This is a genomic window from Pseudomonas sp. FH4 (assembly GCF_000510915.2).
In the GTDB taxonomy this organism is placed as follows: domain Bacteria; phylum Pseudomonadota; class Gammaproteobacteria; order Pseudomonadales; family Pseudomonadaceae; genus Aquipseudomonas; species Aquipseudomonas brenneri.
Genome location: NZ_AOHN01000013.1, coordinates 33,950 through 51,884, shown reverse-complemented (window position 1 = coordinate 51,884; position 17,935 = coordinate 33,950). Strand labels below are relative to the sequence as shown.

Sequence of the window (17,935 nt, the reverse complement as noted above, 5' to 3'; positions counted from 1 at the left end):
ATGTGTGCTCATCTCACGCCACCTGTGCCACAAGTTGTTGGGCCAACAGATGCTTGAGCAAGGCCCGGTAAGCCAGGACGCCACGGCTTTTGCCGTCGAACTGCGAAGGCGTGAGGCCCGCGCGGCTGGCGTCTCGCAGGCGCGTATCCACCGGGATATAGCCTTGCCAGATGGTCTCTGGATAGGCGTCACGCAGTACACGCAAGGTGCCAAGGGAGGCCTGGGTGCGGCGGTCGAACAGAGTCGGCACGATACTGAACGGCAACGCCTGCTTGCGCGAACGGTTGATCATGGTCAGGGTGCTGACCATGCGCTCCAGGCCCTTGACCGCCAGGTGCTCGGTCTGTACCGGGATCACCAGTTGCTGGCTGGCCGCCAGGGCATTGACCATCAGCACGCCGAGCAATGGCGGGCTGTCGATGATTGCGTAGTCAAAGTCCTGCCACAATTGCGCCAGGCTCTTGGCGATCACCAGGCCCAGGCCGCTCTGCCCCGGCGATTGGCGCTCAAGGGTGGCCAGCGCGGTGCTGGAGGGCAACAGCGAAATTTTGTCGTTGCTGGTGGGCAACAACAGTTGCCCGGGCAAGCCTTGGGGGACGCTGCCCTTGTGCAGGAACAGGTCGAAGCAGCTGTGCTCCAGCGCATCGGGGTCATAGCCGAAATAGCTGGTCATCGAGCCGTGGGGATCCAGGTCGACAATGACCACGCGCTTGCCCGCCTCGGCCAGCAAGCCGGCTAAGGCGATGGAGGTGGTGGTCTTGCCGACCCCACCTTTTTGATTGGCAACTGCCCAGACTCTCATTCGGATTGTTCCTTCCGGTGGGCGCTGGCTCGACCGAGAAATAGCACGAGGTTATAGAGCCGGTGACGGAGAATTGACGGCACTCCCGCGTTCCGGCGGTTTTACGGGCATCGGTGCAGTTTGTGTGCCAGCCCGCTTCATTGCTGCATCAGGTTGTGCATTGGCCGCACCCGTCGCGGTCAGGCTGCGGCGTACATCCAGGTTACGCGACACCACCAAGACCACCCGGCGATTGCGCGCGCGGCCTTCGGCCGTCGCATTATTGGCCACCGGCTGGAATTCACCATACCCCACCGACGCCAGGCGCCCAGGGTTTACGCCCTGCATCGCCAACATACGCACGATGCTCGCCGAACGCGCCGACGACAACTCCCAGTTGGTGGGGAATTGTGCGGTATGGATCGGCTGGTCATCGGTAAAGCCTTCGACATGGATCGGGTTGTCGAAGGGTTTCAAAATGGCCGCCACCTTGTCGATGATGCTGAAGGCAATATCGCTGGGCAGGGCATCGGCGCTGGCGAACAGCAGGCTGGAGTTGAGCTCGATCTCCACCCACAGCTCGTTGCCACGAATGGTCATCTGGTTGGAGCTGATCAGGTCGCCAAATGCCGCGCTGATATCGTCGGCGATGCTCTTGAGCGGGTCGCTGCCGCCACTGATGCCGGCGTCGGTCTCTTCACTGTCCTTGACCAGGGGCTTGGCCGGGGTCGTGGTCTTGGGCCGCTCATCGCCAATGGGAATCGGCTTGAGGGCCCGGTCCGAGTCGGTGAATACGCCGACCAGGGCTTCAGAGATGACCTTGTATTTGCCTTCATTGATCGAGGAAATGGAGTACATCACCACGAAAAACGCGAACAGCAAGGTGATGAAGTCGGCGTAGGACACCAGCCAGCGTTCATGGTTGACGTGCTCTTCAGGCTCACGGCGGCGACGGCTCACAGGCAATCCCCCTCGCAACACACATCAACTGTAGGAGCGAGCTTGCTCGCGAAAGTCGCGAACGATAACGCTGGCTGGCAGGTTAAACGCAGCGCTCTCGGGGTTTTCGCGAGCAAGCTCGCTCCTACAGGGAGAGGGAGGCGCATGCTCATGCCCATCAATCCATGAAGCCCTGGAGCTTCAATTCGATGGAACGCGGGTTCTCACCCTCGGCAATCGACAGGATGCCCTCCAGGAGCATTTCCCGGTAACGGGACTGGCGCATGGCAATGGATTTGAGTTTGCTGGCAACCGGCAGCAGCAACAGGTTGGCACTGGCCACGCCGTAGATGGTGGCGACGAATGCCACGGCAATGCCGCTGCCCAGTTGCGAGGGGTCGGCCAGGTTGCCCATTACGTGGATCAGGCCCATGACCGCACCGATGATGCCGATGGTCGGCGCGTAGCCGCCCATGCTTTCAAAGACTTTGGCCGCGTTGATATCGCGGCTTTCCTGGGTGTAGAAGTCCACTTCAAGGATGCTGCGGATGGCTTCCGGCTCCGCGCCGTCGACCAGCAGTTGCAGGCCTTTGCGCGCGTAGCTGTCGGGCTCGGCATCGGCCACGCCTTCGAGGCCCAGCAGGCCTTCCTTGCGCGCGGTAAGGCTCCAGTTGACCACGCGGTCGATGCCGCCGGCCAAGTCCACGCGCGGCGGGAAAATGATCCACACCAGGATCTGCATCGCCCGCTTGAACGAGCTTAAAGGCGACTGCAACAGCGCCGCGCCGACGGTGCCGCCGATCACGATCAGCGCCGCCGGACCGTTGGCCAGGGCGCCCAAATGGCCGCCTTCCAGATAGTTGCCGCCAATGATGGCGACAAACGCCAGGAGTATCCCAACCAGGCTCAACACATCCATCAGTGACAGGCCTCCACCAGGTGCTTGCCAATGTCATCCAGGCTGTAGACCGCGTCAGCCAGGTCAGCCTTGACGATGGCCATGGGCATGCCATAGATCACGCAACTGGCTTCATCCTGGGCCCAGATCGAGCTGCCGCCCTGTTTGAGCAGGCGCGCGCCTTCGCGGCCATCGGCGCCCATGCCGGTGAGGACCACCGCCAGAACTTTGTCGCCGTAGGACTTGGCCGCCGAACCGAAGGTGATATCCACGCACGGCTTGTAGTTCAGGCGCTCGTCGCCCGGCAGGATTTTCACCGCGCCGCGACCATCGACCATCATTTGCTTACCACCCGGGGCCAGCAACGCAAGACCCGGGCGCAGGATATCGCCGTCTTCGGCTTCCTTGACGCTGATGCGGCACAGCTTGTCCAACCGCTCGGCAAAGGCCTTGGTGAAGGCCGCGGGCATGTGCTGGACCAGCACGATGGGCGCCGGGAAGTTGGCCGGCAACTGGGTCAAGACGCGCTGCAAAGCCACCGGGCCGCCGGTGGAAGTACCGATCGCCACCAGTTTGTAGGCCTTGCGCTTGGGCGCAGGCGACGCTGGGCTCGGCGCCGCTGTACGCGCCGGGGCCACGGCAGGCCGTGCCACTGGGGCCGGCGCCGGGCGCCCGAAACTGCTGCTGGTCGGTGCAGGTGCCGCTACCGGGGCGGGAGCCACCGGGGCACGGAAGCTGCTGCGATTGCTGCGCGAGATGCTGTGCACCTTCTCGCAGAGCATCTGCTTGACCTTCTCCGGGTTGCGCGAGATGTCTTCGAAATTCTTCGGCAAAAAGTCCACGGCGCCAGCGTCCAGCGCATCGAGGGTCACCCGGGCGCCTTCGTGGGTCAGCGACGAGAACATCAAGACCGGGGTCGGGCAGCGCTGCATGATGTGGCGCACCGCGGTGATGCCATCCATCATCGGCATCTCGTAGTCCATGGTGATCACGTCCGGCTTCAATGCCAGTGCCTGGTCAATCGCCTCTTTGCCGTTGGTGGCCGTACCGACCACCTGGATGTTGGAATCCGCTGAAAGAATTTCCGAGACGCGGCGGCGGAAAAAACCCGAATCGTCCACCACCAGAACCTTGACTACCATAACCACTCCGTTAGGCAGGGCGAGGGACAACCGCCCTGCCCGGGCCGAATCAAATACGCCGTGCGGCGTAACGCTTGAGCATGCTCGGAACATCGAGAATCAGCGCGATCCGACCGTCACCGGTAATGGTCGCACCCGACATGCCTGGCGTTCCTTGCAGCATCTTGCCCAATGGCTTGATGACCACTTCTTCCTGGCCAACCAGTTGATCGACGACAAAGCCGATACGCTGGGTGCCCACGGACAGGATCACCACGTGGCCTTCGCGCTGCTCTTCATGAGCGGCGGACGCCACCAGCCAACGCTTGAGGTAGAACAGTGGCAACGCCTTGTCGCGCACGATCACCACTTCCTGGCCGTCGACCACGTTGGTGCGCGACAGGTCGAGGTGGAAGATTTCGTTGACGTTGACCAGCGGGAAGGCGAACGCCTGGTTGCCCAGCATCACCATCAGGGTCGGCATGATCGCCAGGGTCAACGGCACCTTGATGACGATCTTCGAGCCCTGGCCCTTGGTCGAATAGATATTGATCGAGCCATTGAGCTGGCTGATCTTGGTCTTCACCACGTCCATGCCCACGCCACGGCCGGACACGTCGGAAATCTCGGTCTTGGTCGAGAAGCCCGGGGCAAAGATCAGGTTGTAGCACTCGGTGTCGGTCAGGCGGTCGGCGGCGTCCTTGTCCATGACGCCGCGCTTGACCGCGATGCCGCGCAGGATGTTGGAGTCCATGCCTTTGCCGTCATCGGTGATCGACAGCAGGATATGGTCGCCTTCCTGTTCGGCCGCCAGGATCACTTTGCCCAGGCGCGGCTTGCCGCTGGCTTCGCGCTCTTCGGGGGTTTCCACACCGTGGTCGACCGCGTTGCGCACCAAGTGGACCAGCGGGTCGGCCAGGGCCTCGACGAGGTTTTTGTCGAGGTCGGTTTCTTCGCCCACCAGTTCCAGGGCGATCTCTTTTTTCAACTGCCGGGCCAAGTCACGGACCAGGCGCGGGAAGCGCCCGAAGACCTTCTTGATCGGCTGCATGCGCGTCTTCATCACCGCGGTCTGCAGGTCGGCCGTGACCACGTCGAGGTTCGACACGGCCTTTTGCATGGCTTCATCGCCGCTGCTCAAGCCCAGGCGCACCAGGCGGTTACGCACCAGCACCAGTTCGCCGACCATGTTCATGATGTCGTCCAGGCGCGCGGTATCGACCCGCACGGTGGTTTCGGCTTCACTGGCCGGAGCCTTGTCGGCAGCCGCCGGCGCGCGGGCCGGTGCCGGTGCAGCGGCGCGGGCTGGAGCAGGCGCAGCAGCCTTGGCTGCCACCGCTGCCGGCTTGGCGACGGCAGCAGTGGCGGTGGCCGCTGCTGCAGGTGCCACTTCAGAGAACTTACCCTTGCCGTGCAGCTCGTCGAGCAGAGATTCGAATTCGTGATCGGTAATCAGGCCATCCGCAGCAGGGGCAACAGCAGCAGGCGGGGCAGCGACCGGTGCAGCCGCCGCTGCAACTGCCGGCAAGGCATCAGCCGCAAACGAGCCCTTGCCATGCAACTGATCCAGCAGTGCTTCAAATTCGTCATCGGTGATGTCGGTGCTGACCGGCTGGGCAGGCTCCACAGCCGCCGGCGTTGCCGCCACAGCGTCCGGGGCGAACTGGCCCTTGCCGTGCAACTGATCGAGCAACGACTCGAACTCGGCATCGGTAATGTCTTCGCTGGTCGGCACCATGGCTGGCGCAGCCGCTGCCGGTGCTTCTGCCTGCGCCTTGACGGCATTGAGGGAGTCCAGCAGTTGTTCGAATTCGCTGTCGGTAACGTCAGGCTCGGCCACCGGTTCAGGCGCGGCTTCAACCACCGGGGCGGCATTCAGGGCAGCAGGCTCTGCCAGGCGCGCCAGGGCGGCCAGCAGTTCCGGGGTGGCGGCGGTAATCGGTGCGCGTTCACGCACTTCATTGAACATGCCGTTGACCGCGTCCAGGGCTTCGAGGATCACGTCCATCAGTTCCGAATCAACGTGCCGCTCACCCTTGCGCAGGATGTCGAACACGTTTTCGGCGATGTGACAGCACTCCACCAGCTCATGGAGCTGGAGGAAGCCGGCGCCCCCTTTTACAGTGTGAAAACCGCGAAAAATTGCATTGAGCAGGTTCGCATCATCCGGTCGGCTTTCCAGCTCGACCAGTTGCTCGGACAACTGCTCTAGAATTTCGCCGGCCTCTACAAGGAAATCCTGAAGGATTTCTTCATCGGCGCCGAAGCTCATATTGCGTGCTCCTTAGAAGCCTAAACTGGACAGCAAATCGTCTACGTCATCTTGACCTGACATAACGTCTTCACGTTTATCGGCATGAATCTGCGGACCTTCACCCTTGGCGAGGTGTTTTTGTGGATCTTTTTCCGAGAGGATCGCTTCGCGGTCATGTTCGATGCCGGCAAAACGGTCGACCTGGCCAGCCATCAGCACCAGTTTGAGCAAGTTGCTTTCCACTTCAGTGACCAGCAGGGTCACGCGCTTGATCACCTGGCCGGTGAGGTCCTGGTAATCCTGGGCCAGCAGAATGTCATTGAGGTTGCTGGAAACCGTGCGGTTGTCCTGCTCGCTGCGTGACAGGAAGCCCTCGACCCGACGCGCCAGCTCACGAAATTCTTCTGCGCCCACTTCGCGGCGCATGAAACGCCCCCAGTCAGCGCTCAACGCCTTGGCCTCATTGGCCATGCCGTTCACCAAAGGCGTGGCGTTTTCCACCAGGTCCATGGTGCGATTGGCTGCCGCCTCGGTCAGCCTGACCACATAGGACAGACGTTCGGTGGCATCAGTGATCTGCGAGATTTCCTCGGCCTGAGGCATGTGCGGGTCGATCTGGAAATTGACGATCGCACTGTGCAACTCACGGGTGAGCTTGCCCACTTCCTGGTACAGGCCGCGGTCGCGGGTCTGGTTGAGCTCATGGATCAACTGCACTGCGTCGCCGAACTGGCCTTTTTCCAGGCTTTCGACGAGTTGGTGAGCATGTTTTTTCAGGGTCGATTCAAAGTCGGCCTGCGATGATTCTTTATGCTCCATAGCTCCCCCGTGGCAGCATCAATGACCGATGCGTTCGAAGATTTTTTCAATCTTCTCTTTCAAGGCCAATGCAGTGAATGGCTTGACCACGTAGCCGTTGACCCCGGCCTGGGCGGCTTCGATGATCTGTTCACGCTTGGCTTCGGCGGTCACCATCAACACCGGAAGATTGCGCAGTTTTTCATCGGCGCGCACATGGCGCAGCAGATCGATACCGGTCATGCCAGGCATGTTCCAGTCGGTTACCAGAAAGTCGATGCTCCCGCTGTTGAGGATCGGAATCGCCGTAATGCCGTCATCCGCCTCGACCGTGTTAGTGAACCCAAGGTCACGCAACAGGTTTTTTATGATCCGCCGCATCGTTGAGAAGTCATCAACGATGAGGATTTTCATGTTCTTGTCCAATTCGACCTCCAAGCAGTCTTAAACGCGTCCAGCACCTGGGCGCGCCATATCATTCAACAGGCATTACACAAAAAGGACTGCTAGGGCACACCACAGGTCGCTCCCGCCCGGCTTGCGCTCTGGCGGTTATCGCTCGCACTGTCCCCACACTGCCTGTCAGCGCGCTCGCCACTCTCCCAAACGCCCCCGCAAGCGGGCCGCGCATTGGCTATGGAGCTGACTGACCCGCGATTCGCTGACCCCCAGGACCTCACCGATTTCCTTGAGGTTCAGCTCTTCGTCGTAGTACAGCGCCAACACCAGTCGCTCACGTTCCGGCAGATTGGCAATCGCCTCTGCCAGGGCGCCCTGGAAGCGTTCATCTTCCAGGTCGCGTGAAGGCTCCTGGTGAGCGCTCGCGCCGTCCTCGTGCAGCCCTTCATGTTCGCCGTCCTGTAGCAGGTCGTCGAAACTGAACAGGCGGCTGCCCAAGGTATCGTTCAAAATCCCGTAGTAATCGTCGAGACTCAATTGGAGTTCGGCCGCAACTTCGTGATCTTTAGCGTCGCGGCCGGTTTTTGCTTCAATTGAGCGAATTGCGTCACTCACCATCCGGGTATTGCGGTGAACCGAACGCGGCGCCCAATCACCTTTACGCACTTCATCGAGCATCGCGCCACGGATACGGATACCCGCATACGTCTCGAAACTCGCACCCTTGCTCGCGTCGTACTTGGTCGACACTTCGAGCAGGCCGATCATCCCCGCCTGGATCAGGTCTTCGACCTGGACACTGGCGGGCAGGCGTGCCAGCAGGTGGTAGGCAATGCGCTTGACCAGAGGCGCATAGCGCTCGATCAATTCGCCCTGGCTGTCACGCGCTGATTTTTTGTAAAGGTTGTAGCCGCTGGCTGTCATAGCACCGGTCCTGCACTCGTCTGATGCACCAATCGCTCGACGAAAAACTCCAGATGCCCCCGAGGATTGGCGGGCAGTGGCCAGGTATCGACCTTCTGAGCAATTGCCTTGAACGCCAACGCGCATTTCGAACGAGGGAACGCTTCATAGACTGCACGCTGCTTTTGCACAGCCTTGCGCACACACTCGTCATAGGGAACTGCGCCGACGTATTGTAAGGCGACATCGAGGAAGCGATCCGTGACCTTGGTCAACTTGGCGAACAGGTTGCGCCCTTCCTGTGGGCTCTGGGCCATGTTGGCCAGCACGCGGAAGCGGTTCATGCCGTAGTCGCGGTTGAGCAGCTTGATCAGGGCGTAGGCGTCGGTGATCGAGGTGGGTTCGTCGCAGACCACCAGCAACACTTCCTGCGCGGCGCGCACGAAGCTGACCACGGACTCGCCGATCCCGGCGGCGGTGTCGATCACCAGCACGTCGAGGTTGTCGCCGATATCACTGAAGGCCTGGATCAGGCCGGCATGCTGCGCCGGGCTCAGATGCACCATGCTCTGGGTGCCGGAGGCGGCCGGGACGATGCGAATCCCCCCTGGCCCCTGCAACAGCACATCGCGCAGTTCACAGCGGCCCTCAATGACATCGGCCAGGGTATGTTTGGGGGTCAGTCCCAGCAGAACGTCAACGTTCGCCAGTCCCAGGTCGGCATCCAGCAGCATGACACGGCGGCCAAGCTCTGCCAGGGCCAGGGACAAATTCACTGACACGTTAGTTTTCCCGACGCCACCTTTGCCGCCGGTCACCGCGATCACCTGTACGGGATGCATGCTGCCCATGTTCTTTCTTTACCTTGTCTTGCTTAGCCGCAGGCTACATAGGGTGGCCGCGGTAGCAGACCATCGATGTAGGTACATTGCACTGTGTTTCATGTTGCCTTCAGCCGACCCGCTTGGCTGGGTTGTGATAGAGGTCGGCGAACATGTCCGCCATCGCCTCTTCACTGGGTTCGTCCTGCATTTGCACACTGACTGCACGGCTGACCAGTTGATGACGGCGCGGCAGATGCAAATCATCCGGGATCCGCGGCCCGTCGGTCAGGTAGGCGACCGGTAATTCATGGCTGATGGCAAGGCTCAACACTTCGCCCAGGCTTGCGGTTTCATCCAGCTTAGTCAGGATGCAACCGGCCAACCCGCAACGCTTGTAGCTGTGGTACGCAGCAGTCAGAACCTGTTTTTGGCTGGTTGTTGCAAGTACCAGGTAATTTTTCGACTTGATCCCGCGTCCGGCCAGGCTTTCCAGCTGCATACGCAACGCCGGGTCGCTGGCTTGCAGGCCCGCGGTGTCGATCAGCACCACGCGTTTGCGCAGCAGCGGGTCGAGGGCGTTGGCCAGGGACTGGCCCGGGTCGACATGGGTCACCGGCACATTGAGGATCCGGCCCAGGGTCTTGAGCTGCTCCTGGGCACCGATGCGGTAGCTGTCCATGCTCACCAGCGCAATATTGTGCGCGCCGTACTTGAGTACATAACGGGCGGCCAATTTGGCCAGGGTGGTGGTCTTGCCCATGCCGGCAGGGCCGACCATGGCAATCACGCCACCTTCTTCAAGGGGTTCGATTTCCGGGGTCTGGATCATCCGCGCCAAGTGGGCCAGCAGCATGCGCCAGGCCTGGCGAGGTTCTTCGATACCGGTGGTCAGCTCCAGCAGGTCGCGCGACAACGGGCCGGACAGGCCGATGCGCTGCAGGCGACGCCAGAGGTTGGCCTGTTGCGGCTTGCTGCCTTGCAACTGGTTCCAGGCCAGCGAGCCCAACTGCACTTCCAACAGTTCGCGCAGGCCATTGAGTTCAAAACGCATCGAGTCGAACACGCGCTGGTCGACCGCCGCAGCCGGCGCCGGCGCAGCAGGACGCGGCGGCTCGACGAAGGTCGGCTCAACCAATGGCTCGGCCGCAGTCAGCGGCAGGCCGGCAAACAATTGGCGGTTGGTGGTCGCATCGCTGTCGCCACGCATGCTCAGTTCGGCCTGGGCCGAGACAATGCGCGAGGCGGTCTTGCGCAACTCGTCTTCGAGTTCCATGTTCGGCACGCGCGGCGCCAAGGCCTGGGGTTTGTAATCCAGGGCAGCCGTCAGCTCGACACCGCCGGCAATGCGACGGTTACCGATAATAGCCGCGTCGGCGCCCAGTTCATCACGAACCAGCTTCATGGCCTGACGCATATCGGCGGCGAAAAAACGCTTTACTTGCATAACCCACTACCTCAGCCGTTGGGCCCTACTGTCGCGACGATAGTCACTTGCTTGTTGTCAGGAATTTCCTGATAAGCCAATACGTGCAAATTCGGTACTGCCAGGCGTCCAAACCGCGACAACATCGCCCGGACGGGGCCGGCCACCAGCAGGATCACCGGTTGGCCCTGCATCTCCTGGCGCTGTGCGGCGTCGATCAACGAACGCTGCAGCTTTTCAGCCATGCTTGGCTCCAGCAGGACGCCCTCTTCCTGGCCTTGTCCTGCCTTCTGGATACTATTGAGCAATATTTGTTCCAACCTTGGTTCCAAGGTGATGACAGGCAGCTCGGAGTCAAGCCCGACAATGCTTTGGACGATGGCACGCGACAAACCGACGCGCACCGCAGCCACCAGAGCGGCAGTATCTTGACTCTTGGCGGCATTGTTGGCGACGGCCTCGGCAATGCTGCGAATGTCGCGTACCGGCACCTGCTCGGCCAACAGTGCCTGCAACACCTTGAGCAACTGCGACAACGACAGGATGCCCGGCACCAGCTCTTCGGCCAGCTTTGGCGAGGCCTTGGCCAGCAATTGCATGAGTTGCTGGACTTCTTCGTGGCCAATCAGCTCGTGGGAGTGCTTGTACAGAATCTGGTTGAGGTGCGTGGCGACCACCGTGCTGGCATCCACCACGGTGTAACCCAAGGACTGCGCCTGGCTACGCTGGCTGACTTCGATCCACACCGCGTCCAGGCCAAAAGCCGGATCTTTGGCGGTGATGCCGCTCAGGGTGCCAAACACCTGGCCCGGGTTGATCGCCAACTCGCGGTCCGGGTAGATCTCGGCTTCGGCCAGGGTCACGCCCATCAGCGTCAGACGGTAGGCACTGGGGGCCAGGTCGAGGTTGTCGCGAATGTGTACGGTGGGCATCAAGAAGCCCAGGTCCTGGGACAATTTCTTGCGCACACCCTTGATCCGCGCCAGCAACTGGCCGCCCTGATTGCGGTCGACCAGCGGGATCAGGCGATAGCCGACTTCCAGGCCGATCATGTCGATCGGGGTCACGTCATCCCAGCCCAACTCCTTGGTTTCCTGGGCGCGGGCCGGCGACGGCAGTAAGTCCTGCTGGCGTTCCACCTCTTTCAAGGCCTGGACCTTGACCGTGTTCTGCTTCTTCCAGAACAGGTACGCACCGCCGCCGGCCAGGGCAGCCATGCTCAGGAACGAGAAGTGCGGCATGCCCGGCACAATGCCCATGATCGCCATGATGCCGGCCGCCACGGCCAGGGCCTTGGGCGAGGAAAACATCTGGCGGTTGATCTGCTTGCCCATGTCTTCGGAGCCGGACGCACGGGTCACCATGATCGCCGCAGCTGTGGATAACAACAGTGATGGCAATTGCGCCACTAAACCGTCACCAATGGTCAGCAAGGCGTACACCTTGCCCGCATCGCCGAAGGTCATGCCGTGCTGGAAGATCCCCACCGCCATGCCGCCGATCAGGTTGATAAACAGGATCAGCAGGCCGGCGATGGCGTCGCCACGCACGAATTTGCTGGCACCGTCCATCGAACCGTAGAACTCGGCCTCCTGGGCCACTTCGGAACGACGGGCCTTGGCCTGGTTCTGGTCGATCAGGCCGGCGTTGAGGTCGGCGTCGATCGCCATTTGCTTGCCAGGCATGGCGTCGAGGGTAAACCGTGCGCTCACCTCGGAAATCCGCCCGGCGCCCTTGGTCACCACCACGAAGTTGATGATCATCAGGATCGCGAACACCACGATACCGACCACGTAGTTGCCGCCGATCACCACCTCACCAAAAGCCTGGATCACCTTGCCGGCGGCGGCGTGACCGTCCTGGCCGTGGAGCATCACCACCCGCGTGGAGGCCACGTTAAGGGCCAGGCGCAGCAGCGTGGCAACCAGCAAAATAGTGGGAAAGACCGCAAAATCCAAAGGCCGCAGCGCGTATACACACACCAGCAGCACCACGATGGACAGGGCAATGTTGAAGGTGAAGAACACGTCCAACAGGAACGGCGGCATCGGCAACATCATCATTGCCAGCATGACCAACAGCAACAACGGCACACCCAGGTTGCCTCGCGAGAGGTCCGTCAGGGTGCCACGGGCGTTGTTGAGCATTTGAGAGCGATCCACCACCGGTATTCCTCGTTGCCTTGAAGCAAAACTTTGACGCCAGGAGGCGACTTGGAAGGGCTTGTGCAAGAAGCCTTCCAACTTTTGCTTGAGGCATACCGGGGGAGGATTATTGTTAGCCGCTAGAGTGGCTGGACGTTTGCTGCCTGCTTGCCTTTTGGACCCTCGACGACTTCGTACTGCACCTTCTGACCCTCCGCCAGGGACTTGAATCCGCCGCTTTGAATAGTCGAGAAGTGCACAAACAGATCCTCTCCCCCACCGTCCTGCGTGATGAACCCGAAGCCTTTTGAGTCGTTGAACCACTTCACAGTGCCCGTTGCCATTGCCCTTCTCCCGAATCCTTGCTTGAACATCCGCGCGCCATCAAACCGCGAAGCAGAGGCAGTGGCTACTGTCAGAGTTGACAGGTAGACATGGGAGGCAAGCGATGTTAGGCCGGGCATCGGGCGCTTGCTACCTGTTCGGACGCCATCGCGGGCAAGCCCGGCTCCCACATTTGACCGAGATCAACTGTGGGAGCCGGGCTTGCCCGCGATGGCGTCCGAACAAGCACATCAAAACTCAGGAATCGCGCTGCAAATCCGGCGGAATCGGCAAATCCTTGAGCGGATCCGGTCGCTTGCCCTTGCCCGCACGGTATTGGCGAATCTGATAGACATAGGCCAACACCTGCGCCACCGCCAGGTACAGCCCGGCCGGGATCTCTTGTTCAAGGTCGGTGGAGTAGAAGATCGAACGCGCCAGCGCCGGCGACTCCAGCAGCAAAATGTCGTTGGCCTGGGCGATTTCGCGGATTTTCAAGGCGGTAAAGTCGCTGCCCTTGGCCAGCAACATCGGTGCGCCGCCCTTCTCGGCGTCGTACTTGAGCGCCACGGCATAGTGGGTCGGGTTGGTAATGACCACATCGGCATCCGGTACCGAAGCCATCATCTTGCGCTGGGACATCTCGCGTTGCAGCTGACGGATACGCTGCTTCACTTCCGGCTTGCCTTCCTGATCCTTGTGCTCGTCACGCACTTCTTGCTTGGTCATCAGCAGCTTCTTGTGGCTTTCCCACAGCTGGATCGGCGCATCCACCGCCGCAATCAGGATCAGCCCGCAGGCCATCCACAACGCACTCCACCCCACCAGTTGCACGCTATGAATGATTGCCAGCTCCAGCGGTTCATGGGCGATGCGCAACAAGTCGTCGATATCCGACTTGAGCACCACCAGCGCCACAAACAAGATGATGAAGAACTTCGCCAATGCCTTGAGCAGTTCCACCACGGCCTTGGCCGAGAACATGCGCTTGATCCCGGCCGCCGGGTTCATGCGGCTGAATTTGGGCGCCAGGCTGCCGGCCGCGAACAACCAGCCACCGAGGGAAATCGGCCCGATCAGCGCCGCCAGCAGCAAGGTGATCAGCACCGGTTGCGAGGCCAGGATCGCTATCTTCCCCGAGTGCAGCAGGTAGATGCCCATGGCGCGCGGGTCAAGCAGCACTTCCCGGGGCAGGGAAAAGCTGTGCTTCATGATCTCCATCAGGTCCTGGGCCAGGCCGCCGCCGTAGATCAACAGGCCGCCGGCCCCGGCGAGCATCACCGCCAGGGTGTTGAGCTCTTTGGAACGGGCAATTTCGCCCTTTTCCCTGGAGTCCTTTTTCCGTTTCTCCGTGGGGTCTTCTGTTTTGTCCTGACCACTCTCGCTCTCGGCCATGGCTCAGCGCGCCCGTGCCAGATCACGTAAGAACTGCAGGGCATCACTGGCCAGCGGTTGATACTGATTGAGAATGTCGGCCAGGCCGATCCAGAAAATCCCCAGGCCCAACACCAGGGTCAGCGGGAAACCAATAGCAAAAATGTTCAACTGCGGCGCGGCACGGGTCATCACGCCGAAGGCAATGTTGACCACCAGCAGCGCAGTGATCGCCGGCAACACCAGCAACAATGACGCGCCCAGCACCCAACTGAGGCGCCCGACCACTTCCCAGAAGTGGTTGACGATCAAGCCCTCGCCCACCGGCAAGGTAGTGAAGCTCTCGGTGAGGATTTCGAAGGCCACCAGATGGCCGTTCATGGCCAAAAACAGCAGGGTCACCAGCATGGTCAGAAATTGCCCGATCACCGCCACCGACACGCCGTTGGTGGGGTCGACCATGGACGCGAAGCCCATGCCCATCTGGATCGAGACGATTTGCCCGGCAATCACAAACGCCTGGAAGAACAGGGTCAAGGAGAAGCCCATCAAGGCGCCAATCAGGATTTGTTCGGCAATCAGCAGCAATGCACTGAGGTCCAGGGCATTGACCGGTGGCATCGCCGGCAATGTCGGCACAATGACCACAGTGATCGCCACGGTGAAGAACAGGCGTACACGCTTGGGCACCAGGGTCGTGCCGATCACCGGCATGGTCATCAGCATCGCGCCCACGCGAAACAGCGGCAGGATGAACGCGGCCACCCACGTGCTGATCTGGGTGTCGGTCAATGCCAGCAAGGACTGCATCAGGTCAGCCGATCAACTGCGGAATACTGCCGTACAGCTGCAGGATGTATTCCATGAAGGTCTGCACCAGCCAGGGCCCGGCAACGATCAGCGTGACCAGCATCACCAACAAACGCGGGAGGAAGCTCAAGGTCTGTTCGTTGATCTGCGTGGCAGCCTGGAACATCGCCACCAGCAAACCCACCAACAGGCTGGGCACCACCAGCACCGCGACCATCAGGGTGGTCAGCCACAGTGCTTCGCGAAACAGGTCGACGGCGACTTCCGGAGTCATGGCGCTATACCCCTCCGAAACTGCCGGCGAGGGTGCCGATAATCAGCGCCCAACCATCCACCAGCACAAACAGCATGATCTTGAACGGCAACGAAATGATCAGCGGCGACAGCATCATCATACCCATGGCCATCAGCACACTGGCCACCACCAGGTCGATGATCAGGAACGGGATGAAGATCATGAAGCCGATCTGGAATGCAGTCTTGAGCTCCGAGGTCACGAACGCCGGCACCAGGATGGTCAACGGCGCCTGGTCGGGGCTGGCAATATCGGTACGCTTGGACAGGCGTACAAACAGCTCCAGATCGCTGGAGCGGGTCTGCGATAGCATGAAGTCCTTGATCGGGCCCTGGGCCTTGTCCACCGCGTCCTGGGCTGTGAGCTTCTCGGCCAGGTAGGGTTGCAGGGCTTGCTGGTTCACCTTGTCAAACACCGGCGCCATGATGAACAACGTCAGGAACAGGGCCATGCCGGTGAGGATCTGGTTCGACGGCGTCTGCTGCAAACCCAGGGCCTGACGCAGAATCGAGAACACAATGATGATGCGAGTGAAGCTGGTCATGAGCATGACGAACGCCGGGATAAAACTCAGCGCCGTCATGATCAGCAGGATCTGCAGGCTGACCGAATATTCCTGGGCCCCGGCCGCGTTGGTGCCCAGGGTGATCGCCGGGATCGACAACGGGTCGGCGCCGAACGCCAAGGGCGCGGCCAGCAACAGCATGAGCGCCAATAGAACGCGCATTACTTCTTATCCTTCTGGTCCTTGCCCATCAGCTCCATCAGGCGCTGGGCGAACTCCGGGGTGGCGGCCTCGGTCTGGCCCACGCTCACCGGATGCTTGAGCACGTGCAGCGGGGTAATACGACCAGGCGTCAGGCCGAGCAGGATCTGCTCTTCGCCCACCTGCACCAGCACCAGGCGATCCCGCGCGCCCAAGGCCCGCGAACCCACCAGCTCGATGACCTGGGCATTGCCCGGGCCGATCCGCTGCACCCGGCGCAACAGCCAGGCGAGGACGAAGATCAACCCCACCACCAGCAGCAGGCCGAGCACCAACTGAGTCAGTTGCCCGGCCACATTGCCACCGACGGCCGGTGCAGCGGCCAAGGCCACCGGCTCAGCCGCGAATGCGCCCAGTGGCAGCGCCCACAACAGTCCCACCACCCAGCGACTCATCTCAGCGCAGCTTCTTGATGCGTTCGCTGGGGCTGATCACGTCAGTCAGGCGGATGCCGAACTTTTCGTTGACCACCACCACTTCGCCATGGGCGATCAGCGTGCCGTTGACCAACACATCCAGCGGCTCGCCGGCCAGGCGGTCAAGCTCGATCACCGAACCCTGGTTGAGTTGCAGCAGGTTGCGGATGTTGATTTCAGTGCTGCCCACTTCCATGGAGATCGATACCGGGATATCGAGGATCACGTCCAGGTTCGGACCATCGAGCGATACCGGCTCATGGTTCTTCGGCACGCTGCCGAACTCTTCCATGGGCAAGCGGTTGCCCACCGGTGCAGTGGCAGCATCGGCCGCCAGCAAAGCGTCGATATCGTCCTGGCCTACATCGCCGGTTTCTTCCAGGGCAGCGGCCCATTCATCGGCCAGGGCCTGGTCTTCGGCGGAAGTGTTTTCGTGTTCGGTAGCCATTACATGTCCTCGGCGCAGCAAAAAACAGGAGTTAGAGGGGAATCAGCGACGGTTGATCGGCTCGACCACTTGCAACGCCAGGTTGCCTTTGTGGGAACCGAGCTTGACCTTGAACGACGGCACGCCGTTGGCGCGCATGATCAATTCGTCTGGCAACTCGACAGGGATCACATCCCCCGGCTGCATATGCAAAATGTCCCGCAGGCGCAACTGGCGACGCGCCACGGTGGCGCTCAGCGGCACATCGACATCCAGCAGGTCTTCGCGCAGGGCCTTGACCCAGCGTTCGTCCTGGTCGTCGAGGTCGGACTGGAAGCCCGCATCGAGCATCTCGCGCACCGGTTCGATCATCGAGTACGGCATGGTCACGTGCAGGTCGCCGCCCCCGCCATCGAGTTCGATATGGAAAGTGGAGACCACAATGGCTTCGCTGGGCCCGACGATGTTGGCCATGGCCGGGTTCACTTCCGAGTTGATGTACTCGAAATTGACTTCCATGATCGCCTGCCAGGCTTCTTTCAAGTCGACGAAGGCCTGCTCCAGCACCATGCGCACTACGCGCAATTCGGTGGGGGTGAATTCGCGGCCTTCGATCTTGGCGTGACGGCCGTCACCGCCGAAGAAGTTGTCCACCAGCTTGAACACCAGCTTGGCGTCGAGGATGAACAGCGCGGTACCGCGCAGCGGCTTGATCTTGACCAGGTTGAGGCTGGTGGGCACGTACAGCGAGTGCACGTATTCACCGAACTTCATCACCTGCACGCCGCCCACCGCTACGTCTGCCGAACGGCGCAGCATGTTGAACATGCTGATCCGGGTGTAGCGGGCGAAACGCTCGTTGATCATTTCCAGGGTCGGCATGCGTCCACGGACGATGCGATCCTGGCTGGTCAGGTCATAACTTTTGACGCTGCCGGGCTCGGCAGCCATTTCGGTCTGTACCAGACCATCGTCGACGCCATGTAACAGGGCGTCGATTTCATCCTGGGACAGCAGGTCTTGCACGGCCATGTCGTGA

19 protein-coding genes are annotated in these 17,935 nt (G+C 61.1%); all 19 read right to left on the bottom strand.

All coding sequences use genetic code 11. The annotated features are described in order from the left end of the window. Positions 1-13: 13 nt before the first annotated feature. Positions 14-802 carry a ParA family protein gene (locus H097_RS08805; RefSeq protein ID WP_032859072.1) on the bottom strand — a complete coding sequence of 263 codons (789 nt, stop codon included), beginning with the start codon at positions 800-802 and terminating at the stop codon, positions 14-16. Positions 803-853: 51 nt separating this feature from the next. Beyond that, positions 854-1,741: a flagellar motor protein MotD gene (motD, locus tag H097_RS08800; RefSeq protein ID WP_032859070.1), complete on the bottom strand. Its 888-nt coding sequence runs from the start codon at positions 1,739-1,741 to the stop codon at positions 854-856. A gap of 157 nt (positions 1,742-1,898) precedes the next feature. After that, positions 1,899-2,639 carry a flagellar motor protein gene (locus H097_RS08795; protein WP_032859068.1) on the bottom strand — a complete coding sequence of 247 codons (741 nt, stop codon included), beginning with the start codon at positions 2,637-2,639 and terminating at the stop codon, positions 1,899-1,901. Next, a complete protein-coding gene (locus H097_RS08790) occupies positions 2,639-3,760 on the bottom strand; it encodes a chemotaxis response regulator protein-glutamate methylesterase (RefSeq protein ID WP_032859067.1) in 1,122 nt (373 codons plus the stop codon). The genes H097_RS08795 and H097_RS08790 overlap by 1 nt, the downstream gene beginning before the upstream one ends. 49 nt (positions 3,761-3,809) lie before the next feature. After that, the gene (locus H097_RS08785) at positions 3,810-6,011 is read right to left on the bottom strand and encodes a chemotaxis protein CheA (RefSeq protein WP_032859065.1); all 2,202 of its coding nucleotides are present in this window, start codon (positions 6,009-6,011) and stop codon (positions 3,810-3,812) included. Between the two features lie 12 nt (positions 6,012-6,023). After that, entirely contained in the window at positions 6,024-6,812 is a 789-nt protein-coding gene (locus H097_RS08780) for a protein phosphatase CheZ (protein WP_032859063.1), read from the bottom strand. An 18-nt stretch (positions 6,813-6,830) separates the two neighbouring features. Beyond that, a complete protein-coding gene (locus H097_RS08775) occupies positions 6,831-7,205 on the bottom strand; it encodes a chemotaxis response regulator CheY (RefSeq protein WP_162237637.1) in 375 nt (124 codons plus the stop codon). 168 nt (positions 7,206-7,373) lie between these two features. Then, complete coding sequence (fliA, locus tag H097_RS08770) at positions 7,374-8,114, bottom strand: RNA polymerase sigma factor FliA (protein ID WP_029292560.1); 741 nt, start codon at positions 8,112-8,114, stop codon at positions 7,374-7,376. Then, positions 8,111-8,944: a flagellar synthesis regulator FleN gene (fleN, locus tag H097_RS08765; RefSeq protein ID WP_003192912.1), complete on the bottom strand. Its 834-nt coding sequence runs from the start codon at positions 8,942-8,944 to the stop codon at positions 8,111-8,113. The genes fliA and fleN overlap by 4 nt, the downstream gene beginning before the upstream one ends. A gap of 100 nt (positions 8,945-9,044) precedes the next feature. After that, positions 9,045-10,361, bottom strand: coding sequence for a flagellar biosynthesis protein FlhF (flhF, locus tag H097_RS08760; RefSeq protein WP_029292553.1), 1,317 nt, complete (start codon positions 10,359-10,361; stop codon positions 9,045-9,047). Between the two features lie 11 nt (positions 10,362-10,372). Further along, positions 10,373-12,502 carry a flagellar biosynthesis protein FlhA gene (gene flhA / locus H097_RS08755; protein WP_032859647.1) on the bottom strand — a complete coding sequence of 710 codons (2,130 nt, stop codon included), beginning with the start codon at positions 12,500-12,502 and terminating at the stop codon, positions 10,373-10,375. Positions 12,503-12,624: 122 nt separating this feature from the next. After that, positions 12,625-12,828 carry a cold-shock protein gene (locus H097_RS08750; protein WP_032859645.1) on the bottom strand — a complete coding sequence of 68 codons (204 nt, stop codon included), beginning with the start codon at positions 12,826-12,828 and terminating at the stop codon, positions 12,625-12,627. Positions 12,829-13,066: 238 nt separating this feature from the next. Continuing rightward, positions 13,067-14,203 carry a flagellar biosynthesis protein FlhB gene (gene flhB / locus H097_RS08745; protein WP_032859059.1) on the bottom strand — a complete coding sequence of 379 codons (1,137 nt, stop codon included), beginning with the start codon at positions 14,201-14,203 and terminating at the stop codon, positions 13,067-13,069. A 3-nt stretch (positions 14,204-14,206) separates the two neighbouring features. Further along, positions 14,207-14,992 (bottom strand): flagellar biosynthetic protein FliR, encoded by a 786-nt coding sequence (fliR, locus tag H097_RS08740; protein WP_032859057.1) that lies wholly within the window; start codon positions 14,990-14,992, stop codon positions 14,207-14,209. A 4-nt stretch (positions 14,993-14,996) separates the two neighbouring features. Next, positions 14,997-15,266, bottom strand: coding sequence for a flagellar biosynthesis protein FliQ (fliQ, locus tag H097_RS08735; RefSeq protein WP_003192936.1), 270 nt, complete (start codon positions 15,264-15,266; stop codon positions 14,997-14,999). A 4-nt stretch (positions 15,267-15,270) separates the two neighbouring features. Further along, the gene (fliP, locus tag H097_RS08730) at positions 15,271-16,014 is read right to left on the bottom strand and encodes a flagellar type III secretion system pore protein FliP (protein ID WP_032859054.1); all 744 of its coding nucleotides are present in this window, start codon (positions 16,012-16,014) and stop codon (positions 15,271-15,273) included. Continuing rightward, positions 16,014-16,448, bottom strand: coding sequence for a flagellar biosynthetic protein FliO (fliO, locus tag H097_RS08725; RefSeq protein WP_032859052.1), 435 nt, complete (start codon positions 16,446-16,448; stop codon positions 16,014-16,016). Before fliO ends, fliP begins: the two co-directional genes overlap by 1 nt. Position 16,449: 1 nt before the next feature. Continuing rightward, complete coding sequence (fliN, locus tag H097_RS08720) at positions 16,450-16,917, bottom strand: flagellar motor switch protein FliN (protein WP_032859051.1); 468 nt, start codon at positions 16,915-16,917, stop codon at positions 16,450-16,452. Between the two features lie 42 nt (positions 16,918-16,959). Next, on the bottom strand, positions 16,960-17,928 hold the full coding sequence (fliM, locus tag H097_RS08715) for a flagellar motor switch protein FliM (RefSeq protein WP_032859049.1): 969 nt from the start codon (positions 17,926-17,928) through the stop codon (positions 16,960-16,962). Positions 17,929-17,935: the final 7 nt, after the last annotated feature.

Excerpts from the sequence above, each read along its gene's own strand:
- H097_RS08805 (WP_032859072.1), bottom strand. The coding sequence starts at position 802 with ATGAGAGTCTGGGCAGTTGCCAATCAAAAAGGTGGGGTCGGCAAGACC.
- H097_RS08795 (WP_032859068.1), bottom strand. The coding sequence starts at position 2,639 with ATGGATGTGTTGAGCCTGGTTGGGATACTCCTGGCGTTTGTCGCCATC.
- H097_RS08790 (WP_032859067.1), bottom strand. The coding sequence starts at position 3,760 with ATGGTAGTCAAGGTTCTGGTGGTGGACGATTCGGGTTTTTTCCGCCGC.
- H097_RS08785 (WP_032859065.1), bottom strand. The coding sequence starts at position 6,011 with ATGAGCTTCGGCGCCGATGAAGAAATCCTTCAGGATTTCCTTGTAGAG.
- H097_RS08780 (WP_032859063.1), bottom strand. The coding sequence starts at position 6,812 with ATGGAGCATAAAGAATCATCGCAGGCCGACTTTGAATCGACCCTGAAA.
- H097_RS08775 (WP_162237637.1), bottom strand. The coding sequence starts at position 7,205 with ATGAAAATCCTCATCGTTGATGACTTCTCAACGATGCGGCGGATCATA.
- fliA (WP_029292560.1), bottom strand. The coding sequence starts at position 8,114 with ATGACAGCCAGCGGCTACAACCTTTACAAAAAATCAGCGCGTGACAGC.
- fleN (WP_003192912.1), bottom strand. The coding sequence starts at position 8,944 with ATGGGCAGCATGCATCCCGTACAGGTGATCGCGGTGACCGGCGGCAAA.
- flhF (WP_029292553.1), bottom strand. The coding sequence starts at position 10,361 with ATGCAAGTAAAGCGTTTTTTCGCCGCCGATATGCGTCAGGCCATGAAG.
- H097_RS08750 (WP_032859645.1), bottom strand. The coding sequence starts at position 12,828 with ATGGCAACGGGCACTGTGAAGTGGTTCAACGACTCAAAAGGCTTCGGG.
- flhB (WP_032859059.1), bottom strand. The coding sequence starts at position 14,203 with ATGGCCGAGAGCGAGAGTGGTCAGGACAAAACAGAAGACCCCACGGAG.
- fliR (WP_032859057.1), bottom strand. The coding sequence starts at position 14,992 with ATGCAGTCCTTGCTGGCATTGACCGACACCCAGATCAGCACGTGGGTG.
- fliQ (WP_003192936.1), bottom strand. The coding sequence starts at position 15,266 with ATGACTCCGGAAGTCGCCGTCGACCTGTTTCGCGAAGCACTGTGGCTG.
- fliP (WP_032859054.1), bottom strand. The coding sequence starts at position 16,014 with ATGCGCGTTCTATTGGCGCTCATGCTGTTGCTGGCCGCGCCCTTGGCG.
- fliO (WP_032859052.1), bottom strand. The coding sequence starts at position 16,448 with ATGAGTCGCTGGGTGGTGGGACTGTTGTGGGCGCTGCCACTGGGCGCA.
- fliN (WP_032859051.1), bottom strand. The coding sequence starts at position 16,917 with ATGGCTACCGAACACGAAAACACTTCCGCCGAAGACCAGGCCCTGGCC.
- fliM (WP_032859049.1), bottom strand. The coding sequence starts at position 17,928 with ATGGCCGTGCAAGACCTGCTGTCCCAGGATGAAATCGACGCCCTGTTA.